The 15,217-nt window shown below is 65.7% G+C and carries 19 protein-coding genes, 1 tRNA gene and 1 pseudogene; 16 read left to right on the forward strand and 5 right to left on the reverse strand.

The genetic code is table 11. The features are described 5' to 3' along the window. The first annotated feature begins 46 nt into the window (after window positions 1-46). The 11 genes and pseudogenes from ACT4ML_RS06735 to ACT4ML_RS06785 all read left to right on the forward strand — a co-directional run bounded on the left by ACT4ML_RS06735 (window position 47) and on the right by ACT4ML_RS06785 (window position 10,486). Window positions 47-616: a YqaA family protein gene (locus ACT4ML_RS06735; protein ID WP_444720170.1), complete on the forward strand. Its 570-nt coding sequence runs from the start codon at window positions 47-49 to the stop codon at window positions 614-616. A 150-nt stretch (window positions 617-766) separates the two neighbouring features. Next, window positions 767-1,936: a bifunctional phosphopantothenoylcysteine decarboxylase/phosphopantothenate--cysteine ligase CoaBC gene (coaBC, locus tag ACT4ML_RS06740; protein ID WP_444720171.1), complete on the forward strand. Its 1,170-nt coding sequence runs from the start codon at window positions 767-769 to the stop codon at window positions 1,934-1,936. Window positions 1,937-2,047: 111 nt separating this feature from the next. Continuing rightward, window positions 2,048-2,713: a DUF7344 domain-containing protein gene (locus ACT4ML_RS06745; RefSeq protein ID WP_444720172.1), complete on the forward strand. Its 666-nt coding sequence runs from the start codon at window positions 2,048-2,050 to the stop codon at window positions 2,711-2,713. Window positions 2,714-2,890: 177 nt separating this feature from the next. Beyond that, window positions 2,891-3,460, forward strand: coding sequence for a hypoxanthine/guanine phosphoribosyltransferase (hpt, locus tag ACT4ML_RS06750; RefSeq protein ID WP_444720173.1), 570 nt, complete (start codon window positions 2,891-2,893; stop codon window positions 3,458-3,460). Between the two features lie 115 nt (window positions 3,461-3,575). After that, window positions 3,576-3,680 (forward strand): annotated as a pseudogene (locus tag ACT4ML_RS06755) (DUF7529 family protein); the annotation flags it as partial. Window positions 3,681-3,814: 134 nt separating this feature from the next. After that, the gene (locus ACT4ML_RS06760) at window positions 3,815-5,461 is read left to right on the forward strand and encodes an ABC transporter substrate-binding protein (protein WP_444720174.1); all 1,647 of its coding nucleotides are present in this window, start codon (window positions 3,815-3,817) and stop codon (window positions 5,459-5,461) included. A 7-nt stretch (window positions 5,462-5,468) separates the two neighbouring features. Then, window positions 5,469-6,416: an ABC transporter permease gene (locus ACT4ML_RS06765; protein ID WP_444720175.1), complete on the forward strand. Its 948-nt coding sequence runs from the start codon at window positions 5,469-5,471 to the stop codon at window positions 6,414-6,416. A gap of 2 nt (window positions 6,417-6,418) precedes the next feature. After that, window positions 6,419-7,540: an ABC transporter permease gene (locus tag ACT4ML_RS06770; RefSeq protein ID WP_444720176.1), complete on the forward strand. Its 1,122-nt coding sequence runs from the start codon at window positions 6,419-6,421 to the stop codon at window positions 7,538-7,540. Then, window positions 7,540-8,622: an ABC transporter ATP-binding protein gene (locus ACT4ML_RS06775; RefSeq protein ID WP_444720177.1), complete on the forward strand. Its 1,083-nt coding sequence runs from the start codon at window positions 7,540-7,542 to the stop codon at window positions 8,620-8,622. The genes ACT4ML_RS06770 and ACT4ML_RS06775 overlap by 1 nt, the downstream gene beginning before the upstream one ends. After that, window positions 8,619-9,959, forward strand: a complete 1,341-nt coding sequence (locus ACT4ML_RS06780) for an ABC transporter ATP-binding protein (RefSeq protein WP_444720178.1) — start codon at window positions 8,619-8,621, stop codon at window positions 9,957-9,959. Before ACT4ML_RS06775 ends, ACT4ML_RS06780 begins: the two co-directional genes overlap by 4 nt. Beyond that, on the forward strand, window positions 9,956-10,486 hold the full coding sequence (locus ACT4ML_RS06785; RefSeq protein WP_444720179.1) for a hypothetical protein: 531 nt from the start codon (window positions 9,956-9,958) through the stop codon (window positions 10,484-10,486). Before ACT4ML_RS06780 ends, ACT4ML_RS06785 begins: the two co-directional genes overlap by 4 nt. A 68-nt stretch (window positions 10,487-10,554) precedes the next feature. On the opposite strand, the gene ACT4ML_RS06790 is transcribed toward ACT4ML_RS06785, so the two are convergent. The 4 genes from ACT4ML_RS06790 to ACT4ML_RS06805 form a co-directional block, all read right to left on the reverse strand. Continuing rightward, window positions 10,555-10,866 (reverse strand): HalOD1 output domain-containing protein, encoded by a 312-nt coding sequence (locus ACT4ML_RS06790; RefSeq protein WP_444720180.1) that lies wholly within the window; start codon window positions 10,864-10,866, stop codon window positions 10,555-10,557. A gap of 376 nt (window positions 10,867-11,242) precedes the next feature. After that, window positions 11,243-11,317: transfer RNA gene (locus tag ACT4ML_RS06795), tRNA-Met, on the reverse strand. Window positions 11,318-11,383: 66 nt separating this feature from the next. Beyond that, window positions 11,384-11,830 carry a GtrA family protein gene (locus ACT4ML_RS06800; RefSeq protein ID WP_444720181.1) on the reverse strand — a complete coding sequence of 149 codons (447 nt, stop codon included), beginning with the start codon at window positions 11,828-11,830 and terminating at the stop codon, window positions 11,384-11,386. A gap of 216 nt (window positions 11,831-12,046) precedes the next feature. Further along, the gene (locus ACT4ML_RS06805) at window positions 12,047-12,313 is read right to left on the reverse strand and encodes an HAH_0734 family protein (RefSeq protein WP_138245947.1); all 267 of its coding nucleotides are present in this window, start codon (window positions 12,311-12,313) and stop codon (window positions 12,047-12,049) included. A 157-nt stretch (window positions 12,314-12,470) separates the two neighbouring features. On the opposite strand from ACT4ML_RS06805, the gene ACT4ML_RS06810 reads away from it, so the two are divergent. From ACT4ML_RS06810 to ACT4ML_RS06830, 5 genes are read left to right on the forward strand one after another with little or no spacing between them, the layout of a single operon-like run. After that, window positions 12,471-12,752 (forward strand): 50S ribosomal protein L44e, encoded by a 282-nt coding sequence (locus ACT4ML_RS06810; protein WP_006429374.1) that lies wholly within the window; start codon window positions 12,471-12,473, stop codon window positions 12,750-12,752. Window positions 12,753-12,757: 5 nt separating this feature from the next. Continuing rightward, on the forward strand, window positions 12,758-12,931 hold the full coding sequence (locus tag ACT4ML_RS06815; RefSeq protein WP_006429375.1) for a 30S ribosomal protein S27e: 174 nt from the start codon (window positions 12,758-12,760) through the stop codon (window positions 12,929-12,931). After that, window positions 12,928-13,728 carry a translation initiation factor IF-2 subunit alpha gene (locus ACT4ML_RS06820; RefSeq protein WP_138245946.1) on the forward strand — a complete coding sequence of 267 codons (801 nt, stop codon included), beginning with the start codon at window positions 12,928-12,930 and terminating at the stop codon, window positions 13,726-13,728. The genes ACT4ML_RS06815 and ACT4ML_RS06820 overlap by 4 nt, the downstream gene beginning before the upstream one ends. After that, the gene (locus ACT4ML_RS06825; RefSeq protein WP_444720182.1) at window positions 13,728-13,907 is read left to right on the forward strand and encodes an RNA-protein complex protein Nop10; all 180 of its coding nucleotides are present in this window, start codon (window positions 13,728-13,730) and stop codon (window positions 13,905-13,907) included. Before ACT4ML_RS06820 ends, ACT4ML_RS06825 begins: the two co-directional genes overlap by 1 nt. Before the next feature lie 6 nt (window positions 13,908-13,913). Further along, window positions 13,914-14,681, forward strand: a complete 768-nt coding sequence (locus ACT4ML_RS06830) for a proteasome assembly chaperone family protein (protein ID WP_444720183.1) — start codon at window positions 13,914-13,916, stop codon at window positions 14,679-14,681. Between the two features lie 87 nt (window positions 14,682-14,768). On the opposite strand, the gene ACT4ML_RS06835 is transcribed toward ACT4ML_RS06830, so the two are convergent. After that, window positions 14,769-15,131: a DUF7344 domain-containing protein gene (locus tag ACT4ML_RS06835; RefSeq protein ID WP_444720184.1), complete on the reverse strand. Its 363-nt coding sequence runs from the start codon at window positions 15,129-15,131 to the stop codon at window positions 14,769-14,771. Window positions 15,132-15,217: the final 86 nt, after the last annotated feature.

Genomic DNA, 15,217 nt, shown 5'->3' on the forward strand with positions numbered 1-15,217 from the left:
CGCGACCCGCGAACCGACCGCGACCTGCCCGACCGAAATTTCGATAATGATCGAAACACTCTCGCTCACACCGATTCTCGCGTTCGATGCACTGGGCGGTGTCCTCACCGGCAGCGGCGAGGCACTCGTCGAGTCCGCCACCGGCTGGCCCGGCATGGGTATCATCTTCGGCTACTCGTTTCTGATCGCGTTCGCGCTCCCGGGTCCCAGCGAAGTCGTCCTCCTCGCGCCGCTCGATCTCGGCTTCCCGCCGTGGCTCCGCCTCTCGAGTATCATGCTCGTCAGCGCGACCGGGAAGGCCGCCGGAAGCGTGGTCGCGTTTCACCTCGGACAGGAGGTCAAGCGATCCGGACCGATCGAGCGGTGGTTGCGCGAGTCCCGGTGGGACGTCCTCGCGTGGTCGGAGGTCCGGTCGGTCCGACTTGCACAGAAGTACGGCTACGGCGGGCTCGCGATCGCCCTTTCGGTCCCGTTTTTCCCCGATACGATCTCGATATACGCCTTCGCTATCCTCGAGAAGGACTATCCGAAGTTCGCGCTCGCGACGTTCCTCGGCAGCCTCGGCCGGCTCGTCGTCACGCTGGGCGTGGTCGGCGGCTTCGCGGCGGTGTTCTAACCGAGTCGAGCGTCTCGCTCGAGGCGCTCTCTCGGAGCGACCGCGTCGAAACGCCGGCGGCCGCCGGAGCCGCGCCCGCGGCCGGGGTCGACGCCGACGGTGACGCCGATGGCGGTACTGATAAACCGACCACGCGCGAACTGTGACTGAATGCTCGAGGGAGTCAACGTCGCGCTCGGGGTGACGGGGTCGATCGCGGCCGTCAAGACGGTCGAACTGGCCCACGAGTTGCGGCGGCAGGGTGCGGCGGTTCGCGGAGTGATGACCGACAGCGCGCAGGGGATCATCCACCCGTGGGCCGTCGAGTTCGCGACCGAGAACGAGGTGGTCACGGAGATCACGGGGAGCGTCGAACACGTCGACCTCTGTGGCTACGACGGCTGGGCCGACGTGTTCGTGATTGCGCCCGCGACGGCCAACACCGTCGGGAAGATCGCCGGTGCCGTCGACGACACGCCGGTCACCACGTGTGCGACGACCGCGCTCGGCGCCGAGACGCCGGTCGTGATCGCGCCGGCCATGCACGAACCGATGTACGACCACCCCGGCGTGCTCGAGGCCATCGAGACCGTCGAGGGGTGGGGCGTCGACTTCGTCGACCCGCGCCTCGAAGAGGGGAAGGCCAAGATCGCCAGCGAGGAGGCGATCGTCTGCGAGACGGCCCGCGCGGCCGGCGACCGGCCGCTCGAGGGCGAGCACGTCGTCGTCACCAGCGGGGCGACCAGCGAGTCGATCGACCCCGTTCGGATCATCACGAACCGCTCGTCGGGGAAGATGGGCCGCGCGGTCGCGCAGGCCTGCTACGTCCGCGGGGCAGCTGTCACGCTCGTCCACGACGGGCCGGCGGTCCCCTACGCCGATGTCCGCGCGGTCGAGAGCGCTGCGGAGATGCTCGACGCGACCCGCGAGGCCTGCGCCGAGGCCGACGCGCTCGTCTCGGCGGCCGCGATCGGCGACTACACCGTCGAGACGAGCGACGAGAAGATCCGTTCGGGACAGCGGCTCACGCTCGAGCTCGAGCCGACCCCGAAGCTCATCGACGAGATCCGCTCCGAGCACCCCGACCTCCCCATCGTCGGCTTCAAGACCGAAACGTCCGGTGACGAGGGGGCCATGATCCAGCGGGCGAGGGAGACGCTCGAACGGGCCGGGCTGGCCTTCGTCGTCGCCAACGACGCGAGCGTGATGGGTGCGGCGGAAACGTCGGCGCTGCTGGTCCACGCGACCGACGCCGCCCGCTACGAGGGGACGAAGGCGGGGCTGGGCGGCGAAATCGCCGACTCGATCGCCGCGGTGTGCGGTTCCGCGGCGGCCGACTGAGCGGGCGGGCCGTCAGGAGAATTATATGGGTGGGGTTCATCCGACCGACGTAATGGATAGACGACCGGATGCGGATCTTCGTGCGACGGCGCCGGTAGCCGGCAATTTGAGGTGATCGAGGTGGCACAACGACAGCAACCCGACGACGCCACCGCGGCCGACGAGGGTGGTGAGGCCGATGCCGACGCCGACACCCCAGACGCCGACGGCGACACGTCCGATACGAACGAATCGCTCTCCAAAGGCGAGATATTCGAAGTCCTCCGGAACCAGCGACGGCGCTACGTCCTCCAGTACCTCAAGCAGGACCACCGACCCGTCGAACTCGGTGATCTGGCCCAGCAGGTCGCCGCGTGGGAGTACGACACGACCCTCGAGGGCGTCACCCCGGAACAGCGCAAACGCGTCTATACGACACTCCAGCAAACCCATCTCCCGAAGATGGATACGGCCGGGATCCTCCGTTTCGACTCCGATCGGGGCGTCATCGAGGGGACCGAACGAACGCGGGACATCAGCGTCTACCTCGAGATCGTCCCCGGCCGCGAGTTCGCGTGGCGGGAACTGTACCTCTCGCTCGGCGCGATCAGTTGCGCGCTGGTCGCCGCGCTCTGGCTGGGGATCTATCCGCTGACGATCCTGTCGAACCTGTCGTGGGTGGCCGTCGTCGCGGTCACGTTCACGCTCACCGCGGTCGCACACGTCTACCACGAACGGAACATGCGCCTCGGCCACGGCGATCAGCCGCCGGAACTCAGCTACGGGACCGACAAGTAGCGCCGACTGCGCTCGAGACCCGATCGATTCGGCCGCCTTGCGGGCGCGAAAACGAGCGTATCGACTCGAGTCGGTGCCGAACCGCTCCGACCCGCCGCGGCGAATGCGGGACGTTCGCAGGTGGCGCCACTTCGCTCGTATCGTCAACTTTTACTCCGGTACCGACCGACCTACGACATGGATCAACTGAAGCAGTCGCTCCTCGAGGCGCCGATCATCGAGAAGAACGGCTATCACTACTTCGTTCACCCGATCAGCGACGGCGTCCCGAAGCTCGATCCGACGCTCCTGCGGGAGATCGTCATCCGAATCATCCGGAAGGCCGAACTCGAGAACGTCGACCGGATCGTCACGCCCGCGGCGATGGGCATTCACATCTCGACGGCCGTCTCCCTGATGACCGACATTCCGCTGACGGTCATCCGCAAGCGCCAGTACGGCCTCGAGGACGAGGTCGCGATCTCTCAGAAGACCGGCTACTCGGAGAACGAGATGTACATCAACGACGTCCGCGAGGGCGAGCGCGTGCTCGTGCTCGACGACGTGCTCTCGACCGGCGGCACGCTCGCGTCGGTGCTCGAGGCCCTCGACGAGATCGGCGCCGAGGTCATCGACACGGTCGCGGTCATCAAGAAGGTCGGCGGCGAGAACAAGGTCGACGACGCGGGCTACGACGTCAAGACACTGATCAACGTCGACGTCGTCGACGGCGAGGTCGTTATCGTCGACGAAGACGGCGACCACTGACAGTTCTCGGTTCGGTCCGATCTCCCCCGTTCAGATCCGGTCGGCTTTCTCACTATCGGTGGTCCAACGGCTGTAAGTCGTGAATACGATATGGCGCGTGCCGACCGTCTGGGCGGACGAAGGCGTCCTGTACACCCACGTCAAGACGATAGACGGGACGATTCTCGGTACGTTCGAACACGAAGCGTACGACCCACTCGTTTCTCGGCCCAACGCATAGCACGTCTCCCGATATTCCGTTCCGTTGTATCTTCGACGGAGACGGAGTCTCGGCTGTACCGGACGCATTCGGTTTTCAACTAATGTGTTTCGCCATCACAAGGAATATGTCGCCACGATTTGAACCTCGTAGCGATGGCAGAGAACCCCGTCGGGCCGAGTGACCGCCATCGCCTGCGGCGGCGGTCGCTGCTGAAGGGCGTGGGCACGGCCGGTATCGCCGGATTGGCGGGCTGTGTTCGCAGTAACGATATCGAAGCCGACGGCCCGGCCGAGGAGTTGATTCAGACGGGGTTCGAGGCGACCGGCATCGAGCCGCCGTTCGAGACGACGATCGCGATCACCGAAGACACCGAGCGGAGCCGGTTCGCACAACTCCTCGCGACCGAACTCGAGGACACCGGTTTCTTCGATATCTCGATCAGCGAATACGAGTGGACGACCTATCTCGAGATGCTGAACGCGGCGGCCGACGACGAGGAAAACGCCCTCTTCATCGTCAGTTGGACCGGCGGCTGGGACCCCGACGACTACGTCAATACGCTGTTTCACTCCGACAATCACACGCCCACCGGGCTCAACATCAACCACTACGCCAGCGAGACCGTCGACGGATACATCGACGACGGCCTCGAGGAGACGACCCCGGACGAGCGGGTCGAGATCTACCAGCAGTTACAGGAGGAACTGGTCGCCGACTCCCCGGCGTCGTTCGTCCGCGTGAGCGAAGCGGCACACGTCTGGGACGCCGACAGCGTCAGCGGCTGGCGGGCGTATCCGCTCGAGTCCGGGACCTACACCGCGATCTATGCTCCGTGGGCGGGCGTCTACACCGATCTCGAGGACGGCGACGAGTTCGTCGGCGATCTCGGCGGCGACGTTTCGACCACCGATCCGGTCTCGATGAACGACACCGCCTCGAGTCGGGCGACGCAACTCGTCTACGAGGGGCTGACGGGCGTCGATTTCGACGGGACGGTCCAACCGGTGTTGGCCGCGGACTGGACGCAACTCGATTCGACGACCTACCGGGTTGCCCTCCGAGAAGGCGTCCGCTTTCACAACGGCGAGGAACTGACCGCCGCACACGTCAAGGGCTCGTTCGAACGCTACGAGGGCGAAGCCAGGGAGTCGGACGTCACCGACTGGTACGACGGCAGCGAGATCGTCGACGACTACACGATCGACGTCCGCTGCTGGCGGAAGTACGGCCCCTTCGAACGGCGACTGTTCGACCTCCCGATCGTCCCGATGGCGGCGATCGACGGCGACCTCGACCTCGCGTCACGGCCGGTCGGAACCGGTCCCTATCGGTTCGACGACTACCGGGCGGGCGATCACTGGCGGCTGAGGCGGTTCGAAGACTACTGGTTCGACGGCGACGAGACGGTCCCGGCCCCGGCACCGATCGAAACCGTGACCCTCGAGATCATCACGGAGGCGGCCGCTCGACAGGGCGCGCTCGAGGCCGGCGATATCGACTTCAGCGACGGCGTGTCGTCGGCGAGTCTCGCCGAACTTGGCGAAGACGACGCGTACGGCGTCGATCGTCACGTCGGCGGCGGGTTCGATCTGGTGATCTACCCGCTCTATCGCGAGCCGTTTACCGACGAGCAGGTCCGCCGGGGCTGTAACATGTTGATCCCCCGCGAGGCAATCGTCGAGAACGTCTATCACGGGCACGGGCAGCCGACCTACACGCCGATCTCACCGCTGCTCGAGACGTACGCCGACGAGGGGTTTCGAGAGCGAATCGCCGACGAATACGTCCGTCCGGACTGACCCATAGATGTCCCTCGGGAGATACGTCCTCACGCGGCTGCTGGTCGCCGTTCCGGTCCTCCTGGGCGTGACCGTCCTGACGTTCTCGTTTCTGCACGCGCTGCCGGGCGATCCGGTCGACGCGATCATCGGCTACCAGACTGTGAGCCCCGAGACCGAGGCCTCGATCCGGGCCGAGTACCACCTCGATCGGCCGGTGTGGGAACAGTACGTGCTCTGGCTGCGGGACGCCCTCGCACTCGAGTTCGGGCGGTCGCCGGTCACCGGGCGGAGCGTCGCGGCGACGATCGGACGGCGGCTTCCCGCGACGCTGGCGCTCGGCGGGGCCGCGTGGCTGCTCGCGCTCGCGATCGGGGTCCCGGCGGGCATCGTCGCCGCGGTCAAGCGGGGCGAACCGGCCGACGAACTCAGTAGGGTCGCCGCCCTCGCCGGGATCGCGACGCCGAATTTCTGGCTCGGCCTCGTCCTCCTGTTGGTCTTCAGCGTCCGGCTGGGGTGGTTCCGGGTGATCCCGCCGGACGCGCCGCTCGCGAGCCTCGCGATGGCGAAGTTCATGCTCCTGCCGATGATCACGCTCGGAACGGCCTCGGCCGCGCTCGTCACGCGCTTGCTCCGCTCGTCGATGCTGCGGGAGCTCGAGGCGGGATACGTCCGGACCGCACGCGCCAAGGGGCTCCGCGAGCAAACGGTGATCCTGAAACACGTCCTGCGGAACTCCCTGCTCCCGGTCGTGACCGTCGCCGGCCTCCAGCTGGCGTTTCTGGTCGACGGTGCCGTCGTCGTCGAACAGATCTTCTCGTGGCCGGGCATGGGGCGGCTGCTGGTCCGGTCGATCCTGCAGCGAAACTACCCGGTCATTCAGGCCGCCGTGCTGGTCATCGGCGTCTCGATCGTCCTCGTGAACCTGCTCGTCGACATCGTCTACGCCGTCCTCGATCCCCGCATTCGATACTGACTATGAGTGACCGACGACCCACCACCGAACGCGGCCGGATTCGCATCGTCGGCTTCGACGACGCCGACTCGTCGCAGCGCGACAGTGACGGCTCTCCTGAGCGTACCGATGCGGGACCCCAATCACCGACGGGGGCGACTGGGGCAACGGGAGCGACGGAGCCGGCGGAATCCACACTCGAGGGAACGGAGCGCCACCGCCTCGCGGACGCGTGGCACCGGTTTCGCCGGAATCGAACGGCGATGGTCGGACTGGCAGTCATCGTCGGCATGGCGGTGCTCGCGATCTTCGCCCGGCCGATCGAGGTCTCGACGGCGGAGTACACGATCACCCTTCAGCCGTTCTCGCTGGCCCCGCACGATCCGTCCCGGCCGGCCGTCGGGGCAGCGAACGCGCCGCCCTCGTGGGACCATCCCTTCGGCACCGACTGGGCCGGGAGAGACCAGTTCGCCCGGATCCTCGTCGGCGGGCGCTACACGCTGGGAATCGGCCTCGTCGCCGTCCTACTGGCGCTGGGCGTCGGGATTCCCCTCGGGGCGATCGCGGGGTATTTCGGCGGCTGGGTCGACGAGGTCGTTATGCGGATCGTCGACGTGCTCTACGCCTTCCCGTTTCTGGTGCTCGCAATCGCGATCGTCCCGATCCTCGAGCCGATCCCGATCCTCGGCGGGGGGTTCTGGACGGTGGTGCTGGCACTCGTCGTCACCGGCTGGATCGGCTACGCCAGACTGTTGCGCGGTGAAATCCTCTCGGTCCGCGAACGCGAGTACGTGACGGCCGCGAGCGCGCTCGGCGTCCCCGATCGGACCATCATCCGGCGACACGTCGTTCCGAACGCCATCGCGCCGGTCGTCGTGCAGGCGACGTTAAACGTCGGGACGGTCGTCCTCGCCGCGGCGGCGCTCGGCTTCCTCGGACTCGGTCTCGAGCCCGGGAGCGCCGAGTGGGGCGCGATGCTCTCGCGGGGTCGGGACTCGCTCGCGCAGGGCCACTGGCACGTCACCGCCTTCCCCGGGCTCGCGATCTTCCTGTTCGTGCTGGCGATCAACCTCGTGGGCGACGGGATCAACGACGCGCTCGATCCCCACCGAGACGTGAGCGACGACCGGAGGCGGATGCGCTGATGGCGCTGCTCGAGGTCGAGGATCTCACCGTCCAGTTTTACACGGACGACGGCGTGGTCCGGGCGGTCGACGGCATCAGCTACGAGATCCGGCGGGGCGAGGCGGTCGGGTTGGTCGGCGAGAGCGGGGCCGGCAAGAGCGTCGCCAGCCTCGCGTTGCTGCGCCTGATTCGAGCGCCCGGCGAGATCGTCGGCGGCGAGATCCGCCTCGACGGCCGGAACCTCCTCGAGTGTTCGACCGACGAACTCAGGGGGATTCGGGGCGACGAGATCGCGATGGTGTTTCAGGACGCCGACGCGGCGCTCAACCCGGTCTACACCGTCGGGGAACAGATCGCCGAGGCGATCCGCGCCCACGAGGACGTGTCCGACCGTGCGGCTCGCGACCGAGCGATCGACCTCCTCGAGCGGGTCGGCATTCCGGAGCCGGCCGCGCGGTACGCGGACTACCCGCACGAGTTCTCCGGCGGGATGCAACAGCGGGTCGTCATCGCGATGGCGTTGTCCTGCGATCCCGACCTCCTCGTCTGCGACGAACCGACGACCGGGCTCGACGTCACCGTCCAGGCCGGCATCCTCGAGTTGCTCGACGACCTCGCGCGGGAATCGGACACGGCGATCCAACTCGTCACCCACGACCTCGGGATCGTCGCGGAGCTGTGCGATCGGGTGCTGGTGCAGTACGCCGGGGAGATCGTCGAACGCGCGCCGGTCGAGGAGCTCTACTACGACCCCAAACATCCCTACACCGTCGGGCTGCTGGCCTCGATCCCCCGGCTCGGCGACGACCGCGAGCGTCTTACGACGGTCCCCGGTACAGTCCCGTCGCTCGTCGATCCGCCGACCGGCTGCCGGTTTCACCCTCGGTGTCCCTACGCCGAGGACGCGTGTGCCAGACGCAGTCCGCCGCTCGTCGAGACGGACTCGGAGACGTCGGCGGCCGAGGCAGCGCCCGACGCCCACCTCGCCGCCTGCCTCGAGTACACCGGCGACCTCGAGGAGGGACTCGACTACGAGGTGCGGGTACGAGACGAGCCGTCGACCGAGCGATCCGACCGAGACCGCGGGGGTGAGACGCGATGACCGCGACCGACGACGAGCCGCTCCTCCGGGCGACCGACCTCGAGAAACACTACACGACCGCCGACGGACTCCTCGATCGGTTGCTCGGCCGCGATCAAACGGTCCGGGCGGTCGACGGCGTCGACCTCGAGATCCGCGAAGGTGAGACGCTCGGGCTGGTCGGCGAGAGCGGCTGCGGCAAGACGACGCTCGGCCGGACGCTGCTTGGACTGCTCGAGCCGACCGGCGGCACGGTCGCGTACCGCGGGACCGACCTGTCGGACTGCTCTCGAGGGGAACTGCGGGAGTTGCGAACCGAGATCCAGTACGTCTTCCAGAACCCGACGGCCAGCCTGAACCCGCAACTGACGGTCGGCGAAATCGTCGGCGAAGCCCTCTCAGTCCACGACATCGTGCCGCCGGAGCGACGCGACGAGCGCGTTCGGGACCTGCTCGAGACGGTCGGGCTCCGGGCCGACCACGCGAGCCGGTACCCCCACGAGTTCTCGGGCGGGCAGCGCCAGCGGATCGGCATCGCCCGCGCGCTCGCGGTCGAACCGTCGCTTATCGTCTGTGATGAGCCCGTGTCCGCGCTCGACGTCTCTGTGCAGGCCGGAATTCTCAATCTACTCTCCGACCTGCAGGAGCGGTTCGACCTCTCCTACCTCTTCATCGCCCACGATCTCTCGGTCGTCGAACACGTCGCCGACCGGGTCGCCGTGATGTATCTCGGCAAACTCGTCGAAACTGGGACGACCGCCGAGGTCTTCGACTCACCCGCTCACCCCTACACCGAGGCACTGCTGTCGGCCATCCCCGAACCCGACCCCTGCTGGGCGGGCGACCGGATCGTCCTCGAGGGGAGCGTCCCGTCGCCGACCGACCCGCCCTCGGGCTGTCGGTTCCACACCCGCTGTCCGCGGGTCATCCCGCCCGCGGAGTACGACCTCGAGGAAGACGCGTTCCGCGCGGTCATGACGCTTCGAACCCGACTCGCCGACGCGGACCCGGATGCGGGGCTCGAGGCGCTGTGCTCTCGGCCCGACCGGAGCGAGGATCTCACGGCGACACTCAGGGAGGCCTACGACATCCCCCGACGACTGCAGGATCCCGATGCGGAGGCCGCGCTTTTGGACGCGCTCGAGGCCGCCGCGGCCGGCGACCTCGACGCCGCACGCGAGCGCCTCGCGTCGGCGTTCGAAACGCCCTGCGAGACGAGCGACCCGGCGCTGTCGGCGGGTCCGGACCACCACCCGATCGCCTGTCACCGGTTCGACGACCGGTACGAGGCGGACGACGCCGAAACCGACACCACGGCCGAGCGCGGCGACCACTCCTCGCGAGGGAGCCAGCCATGAGACGGATCTACGATTCACGCGCGCTCGAGCGCGCGGACGACGACCCGTTCACTCCGGAACGTGAGGGCGGCGACGCACGCGGGCCGCGAACGATCGACTGGACGGCGTTCAGCCACGCGTTCACCCCGCTGGCGCTGCGCCACCGCGGACTCAGCGTCGCTGTCTCCACGGATAAGCGACGGTACGAGCGCGGTGACCCGGTCGAAATCACCGTCGAGTTTCGCAATCGGCTCCCGTTCCCGATCCGCATCCGAACCGAATCGCCGAACCGCTGGTACTGGGCCATCGACGGCCTGCGGAACGCCTCGCGGATCCCTCGAGCGGTTCCCGATCGCCCGGCGGCGTTTTCCTTCGCCCGAAGCGAGCGGAAACGGTTCCGACGGGAGTGGCCACAGCGAATTCGGGTCGCCGACGACGAGTGGGAGCCCGTCGATCCTGGACGGTACACGATCGACGTGGGGATCACTCGTCCGGACGCCGACGACCGAGGGCTCGTCGACCGAACCGAGATCGAAATCGTCGACTAAGACGGGGCTCCGTCAGCTCAGCTTCTTTCGTGTCGCCGCGCGTTTCCGAAGATCCCGGTTCGCATCGCTCACCGATATCCACCGGCGTCATCGGGACGTATTCGTATCTCCCCGTCACCGCGTACGAGCACCGTGTACTCGTCGACCGTGAACTCGACCTGCACCGAGCGGCCGCGTTCGTCGGCGTGTCGCACCATCGTTTCCAGCGCTTCCAGTTCGATTTTCGAGTACAGCGGATCGAGGTCCGTTTCGGGAACCCCCTTTACCGCGGCGATACTCCGGGAGATCGCCTCCGTCGTCGATTCCTCCGGATCTCGCTCCGTCAGAAACGCCGTGCCACCGTCCGCGACGACCGCGTTACTCCCTCGCTCTGGATTCATATGGGATGTAGGGGATAAACGCCTTTCAACGCTATTCCTGTTTAGTTTGGCTCTGATACTCTTCATAACCGCTTCCGGCGAGTCTCGACCCAGGCCTCTCGAGACCGAGTGCTGACGGACTCGAGGACGAGAGTTCACTACTCGGCGTATTTGCTCACAGCAAAAGGACAGCGAGAGGTAGATTTGAACCACGGTCGCAGCGAAACTGCTCCCTAGTACAAACTACCATTATACTATGGATGGCGCTCACGGATTTGTTTGCGCCAAAACATAGCGGGAGGTAGATTTGAACCACGGTCACAGCAAAGCTGCTCCCTGATTCAAATCCACTACTGTGCTATACTCGCTGCTCGCGTATTTGCTCGCAGCGAAAGTATAGCGGGAGGTAGATTTGAACTACCGGTCTGCGGGTTATGAGCCCGCCGGAATCTCCTGGCTATCCCATCCCGCTACCACATCATACCCGAGTGTGCTAGTTAAGGGTTATGATTCGGACGCCGTATGCGGATTTCTACCGCTACTCCTGATGGACCTGCCACGTATAGAGACTCTCACAGGTGTAGTTGACGAAGAAGCCGACGGCGATCCCGATCACGTTCGCCGCCATGAACCAGACGCCGAACTGCTCGGTCAGCACCGTTAGCACGGCAAGCGTAACCAGTAATCCGCCGAATCGAACCGCGTTCGAACGTATGAACCGCCGTCCGAGGGGTCCGATCCCGTCCTCGCCGTGGCTCGAGAACGTCCACTGTTCGTTGATCACGAAGATGACCACGATGCCGAGTTCCCAAGCGATGAGTTTCGCCCACGCAAGTCCGAGCCCCGTCCGTTGGACCAGTAGAAAGAGCACGACGTTGTCGACCGTCGCCCCGACGGTGCCGACACCGACGAACTGACTAAACCGTGCCGTCGAGCGGAGCGCGCGAATCCGCGTTCGGACGGCCTCTGAGAGGGACTTACTCATCGTCGGTTCGGCCTCGAGAGTATCGTCTACTGTCGACGGCTTCGTTTTCCCTCTTGCGATTGATGTGTAAAAACATCAGATATCGTGACTATCCGCGGGATACCGTTTCGGTCGGCGGGCTCGGTCAGTCGGCCGCTGGCTCAGAAAACGGGCGTCGGTCGAACACGGGTCGGAAAATCGGCGCGTGGAATCGCCGTCGCGATCAAGAGTCGGCCGTTAGATTGCCAGATCGCTCTTCGGTTGCACGACGTCGATGTCCTCGGCGTCGGCGCGGTCGACATCGAGGAAGTGCGGCGTGAAGTTCCGTTTCTCGTAGTCCTCGTACTCGTCCTCGGAGCCGACGGTACACCAGAGTTGTACCCGCTCGGGACCGTGGTACTCGCCGTTTCTGTTGATCCCGAAACAGACCACCTCCTCCCCTTCGTACTGGATGATCGCCCCGTTTCGGATCCCGGGATCGCCGTGGATGATGAGCTGCTTCATGGCTCACGCTTCACAGGAGAGCGGATTAAACGCTTCGGAGCGAGCGACAGCGGCGACCGCCGAGAGCGATCCAACACGACAGCCGGCGGGAACGAACGACGACGAACCAAACGGGTTTTAAACAGCGCTATCTTAGCCCACGGCAAGTGAGATAACTATGCAGATGCCACGCCGATTCAATACGTACTGTCCGCACTGCAACGAACACCACGAACACGAAGTCGAAAAGTCCCGAACGGGCCGCTCGAGTGGTCTCAAGTGGGACGCTCGCCGCACCCGTCGGAGCACCTCGAGCATCGGTAACTCCGGTCGCTTCTCGAAGGTGCCGGTCGGCGAAAAGCCGACGAAGAAGACCGACCTCAAATACCGCTGCAGCGAGTGTGGCAAGGCCCATCTCCGCGAGGGATGGCGTACCGGCCGACTCGAGTTCCAGGAGTGATTCCAATGGCAGGAAATTTCTACAACGTTCGATGCAGTGACTGCGAGAACGAACAGACCGTCTTCGGCAAGGCCTCCTCCGAGGTCGCCTGCGCCGTCTGCGGGACGACGCTCGTGCGACCGACCGGTGGCAAAGCCGAGATCGAACACGAGATCCTCGAGACAGTCGAGTCACGATGAAGTACAGCGGCTGGCCCGAACCCGGCGAACTCGTCGTCGGCAAGATCGACGAAATCGAAGACTTCGGCGTCTTCGTCGATCTCGAGGAGTACGAGGACAAGCGCGGCCTGATCCACATCTCCGAAGTCGCGAGCGGCTGGATCAAGAACGTTCGCGATCACGTCCGCGAGGGCCAGATCGCCGTCTGTAAGGTTTTAGACGTCGACGAGGGGTCCCAGCAGATCGACCTCTCGCTGAAAGACGTCAACGACCACCAGCGCTCCGACAAGATTCAGGAGTGGAAAAACGAGCAGAAGGCCGACAACTGGATGGAACTCGCCTTCGGCGAGGAGATCGACGACGAGGACTACACGGCGATCGCCAACGAACTGATCGGCATCCACGGCGGACTCTACGAGGGCTTCAAGCAGGCCGCGATTCACGGCGAGGAGGCCCTCGAGGACACCGATCTCGAGGAGAACGAAATCGACGCGATCGTCGAGACAGCTCGCGAGAACGTCTCGGTGCCGTACGTCAACGTCACCGGCTACGTCGACCTCGAGAACCCGACCGAGACCGGCGTCGACGGGATCCGTGAGGCGCTGGAAGCCGCCGAGGGCAACGGTGAGGTGCCCGAGGAAGTCGACCTCGAAGTGAGCTACGTCGGCGCACCCGAGTACCGAATCAAAGTGCAGGCGCCCAACTACAAGACCGCCGAATCCCAGCTCGAGGAGAGCGCACAGCGAGCGGTCGTCGCGATCGAGGACCAGGGTGGCTCCGGGCAGTACCACCGCGAGCGCCGGACCGACGACGAATAATGAAATCCGACATCCGGGTCTGCTCGGCGTGGCGCGAGGCCCACGACAGCCCGGTGTATACCCTTTCTGCGACCTGCCCCGACTGCGGTGCCGAAACGGCGAACAGCGCCCCGGCACCGTTCAATCCGAACGATCCGTACGGCGAGTACCGACGCGCTCTTAAACGTCGCCGCCGCTGATACGGTATGGACGAACTCGAGATCGACGCAGTCGCCGAGGTCGAACTGGACGACCCCGTCCTCGTCGAGGGGTTGCCGGGAGTCGGGCACGTCGGCAACCTCGCCGTCGAGCACCTGCTCGAGGAACTCGAGGGTGAGAGCACGCTCGTACGGCGAATCTATTCCCAAGAGTTCCCGCCGCAGGTGAGCGTCGAAGACGGCGTCTCGACGCTGACCTGCGCGGAGATTCACGCCGTCGAGGTGCCCGACGGCCGTGACCTCCTCTTGCTGACCGGCGATCATCAGGCCCAGAGCAACGAGGGCCACTACACGCTGACCGACGCCTTCCTCGACGTCGCCGAGGAGTTCGGCGCGACCGAGGTGTACGCGCTCGGGGGCGTTCCGACCGGCGAACTCATCGACGAGTACGCCGTCGTCGGGGCCGTCAGCGACGAGTCGCTGCTCGAGGCACTCGAGGACGCGGGCGTCGAGTTCCGCGAAGACGAGCCGGCGGGGGGTATCGTCGGCGTCTCCGGACTCTTGCTCGGACTCGGCGAGCGCCGCGGCTTCGACGCGACCTGCCTGATGGGCGAGACCAGCGGCTACCTCGTCGACCCCAAGAGCGCTCGCGCGGTCCTCGAGGTGCTCGAGGCAGTGCTGGGCTTCGAACTCGACTACGAGTCCTTGGACGAGCGGGCCGACGAGATGGAGGAAGTCATCGGCAAGATCCAAGAGATGGAACAGCAACAGCAGATGGACGTGCCGACCGACGACGACCTGCGGTACATCGGCTAAGCGTCTCGTTCGTTCGGCACTTCCGGTCGTCGCGGCACTCGGAACGGTGGTCGAGACACTGGTCACTCGATCAGTGGATACACCGCGCTACGCCTCGGACTCCGACCGCTGTGGCAGTTGCGGTTCCGGCGGCCACTGCGCGACCTCTTCGGCCGCCTCGAGCAGCGGGTCGACGCGGTCATCCTCGGCGAGCGCGACCGCGCCGTCGTTCCAGTCGACGTCGATCACGTCCCGCTCGAGTAACTGCGGCAGGTGGATGTGGACCAGTCTGAGGCGAGCCCGATCGATCTCCGTCTCGGAGATGTTCGCGCTGTCGGTCCGATGTCGTCGGATGGCGACCCTCCGCGCGAGGTCTCTCACGCTACTCTCTCCGCCGTGCTCGACGAGTTCGTGGAGTAGATACTGTCGGTCGACACTGGCGATTACTCTGTACGCGTCGGAGGGTTCCATTCGCAACCTCAGTCCGAGAAAGCGGCCGTGACGGGAAAGGAATTCTACCTAAAGTCATTGGCAGGGAGACGTTCGTCACGCCGCTC

The sequence above is a fragment of the Natrinema sp. LN54 genome, from assembly GCF_052439245.1.
In the GTDB taxonomy this organism is placed as follows: Archaea; Halobacteriota; Halobacteria; order Halobacteriales; family Natrialbaceae; genus Natrinema; species Natrinema versiforme_A.

Bases quoted from the DNA above. Each gene is read 5' to 3' on its own strand.
- ACT4ML_RS06735 (WP_444720170.1), top strand. From the start codon at position 47: ATGATCGAAACACTCTCGCTCACACCGATTCTCGCGTTCGATGCACTG.
- ACT4ML_RS06815 (WP_006429375.1), top strand. From the start codon at position 12,758: ATGGCAGGAAATTTCTACAACGTTCGATGCAGTGACTGCGAGAACGAA.
- ACT4ML_RS06775 (WP_444720177.1), top strand. From the start codon at position 7,540: ATGGCGCTGCTCGAGGTCGAGGATCTCACCGTCCAGTTTTACACGGAC.
- ACT4ML_RS06820 (WP_138245946.1), top strand. From the start codon at position 12,928: ATGAAGTACAGCGGCTGGCCCGAACCCGGCGAACTCGTCGTCGGCAAG.
- ACT4ML_RS06805 (WP_138245947.1), bottom strand. From the start codon at position 12,313: ATGAAGCAGCTCATCATCCACGGCGATCCCGGGATCCGAAACGGGGCG.
- ACT4ML_RS06765 (WP_444720175.1), top strand. From the start codon at position 5,469: ATGTCCCTCGGGAGATACGTCCTCACGCGGCTGCTGGTCGCCGTTCCG.
- ACT4ML_RS06835 (WP_444720184.1), bottom strand. From the start codon at position 15,131: ATGGAACCCTCCGACGCGTACAGAGTAATCGCCAGTGTCGACCGACAG.
- ACT4ML_RS06770 (WP_444720176.1), top strand. From the start codon at position 6,419: ATGAGTGACCGACGACCCACCACCGAACGCGGCCGGATTCGCATCGTC.
- hpt (WP_444720173.1), top strand. From the start codon at position 2,891: ATGGATCAACTGAAGCAGTCGCTCCTCGAGGCGCCGATCATCGAGAAG.
- ACT4ML_RS06810 (WP_006429374.1), top strand. From the start codon at position 12,471: ATGCAGATGCCACGCCGATTCAATACGTACTGTCCGCACTGCAACGAA.
- ACT4ML_RS06760 (WP_444720174.1), top strand. From the start codon at position 3,815: ATGGCAGAGAACCCCGTCGGGCCGAGTGACCGCCATCGCCTGCGGCGG.
- ACT4ML_RS06790 (WP_444720180.1), bottom strand. From the start codon at position 10,866: ATGAATCCAGAGCGAGGGAGTAACGCGGTCGTCGCGGACGGTGGCACG.
- ACT4ML_RS06830 (WP_444720183.1), top strand. From the start codon at position 13,914: ATGGACGAACTCGAGATCGACGCAGTCGCCGAGGTCGAACTGGACGAC.
- ACT4ML_RS06825 (WP_444720182.1), top strand. From the start codon at position 13,728: ATGAAATCCGACATCCGGGTCTGCTCGGCGTGGCGCGAGGCCCACGAC.
- coaBC (WP_444720171.1), top strand. From the start codon at position 767: ATGCTCGAGGGAGTCAACGTCGCGCTCGGGGTGACGGGGTCGATCGCG.
- ACT4ML_RS06785 (WP_444720179.1), top strand. From the start codon at position 9,956: ATGAGACGGATCTACGATTCACGCGCGCTCGAGCGCGCGGACGACGAC.
- ACT4ML_RS06800 (WP_444720181.1), bottom strand. From the start codon at position 11,830: ATGAGTAAGTCCCTCTCAGAGGCCGTCCGAACGCGGATTCGCGCGCTC.
- ACT4ML_RS06780 (WP_444720178.1), top strand. From the start codon at position 8,619: ATGACCGCGACCGACGACGAGCCGCTCCTCCGGGCGACCGACCTCGAG.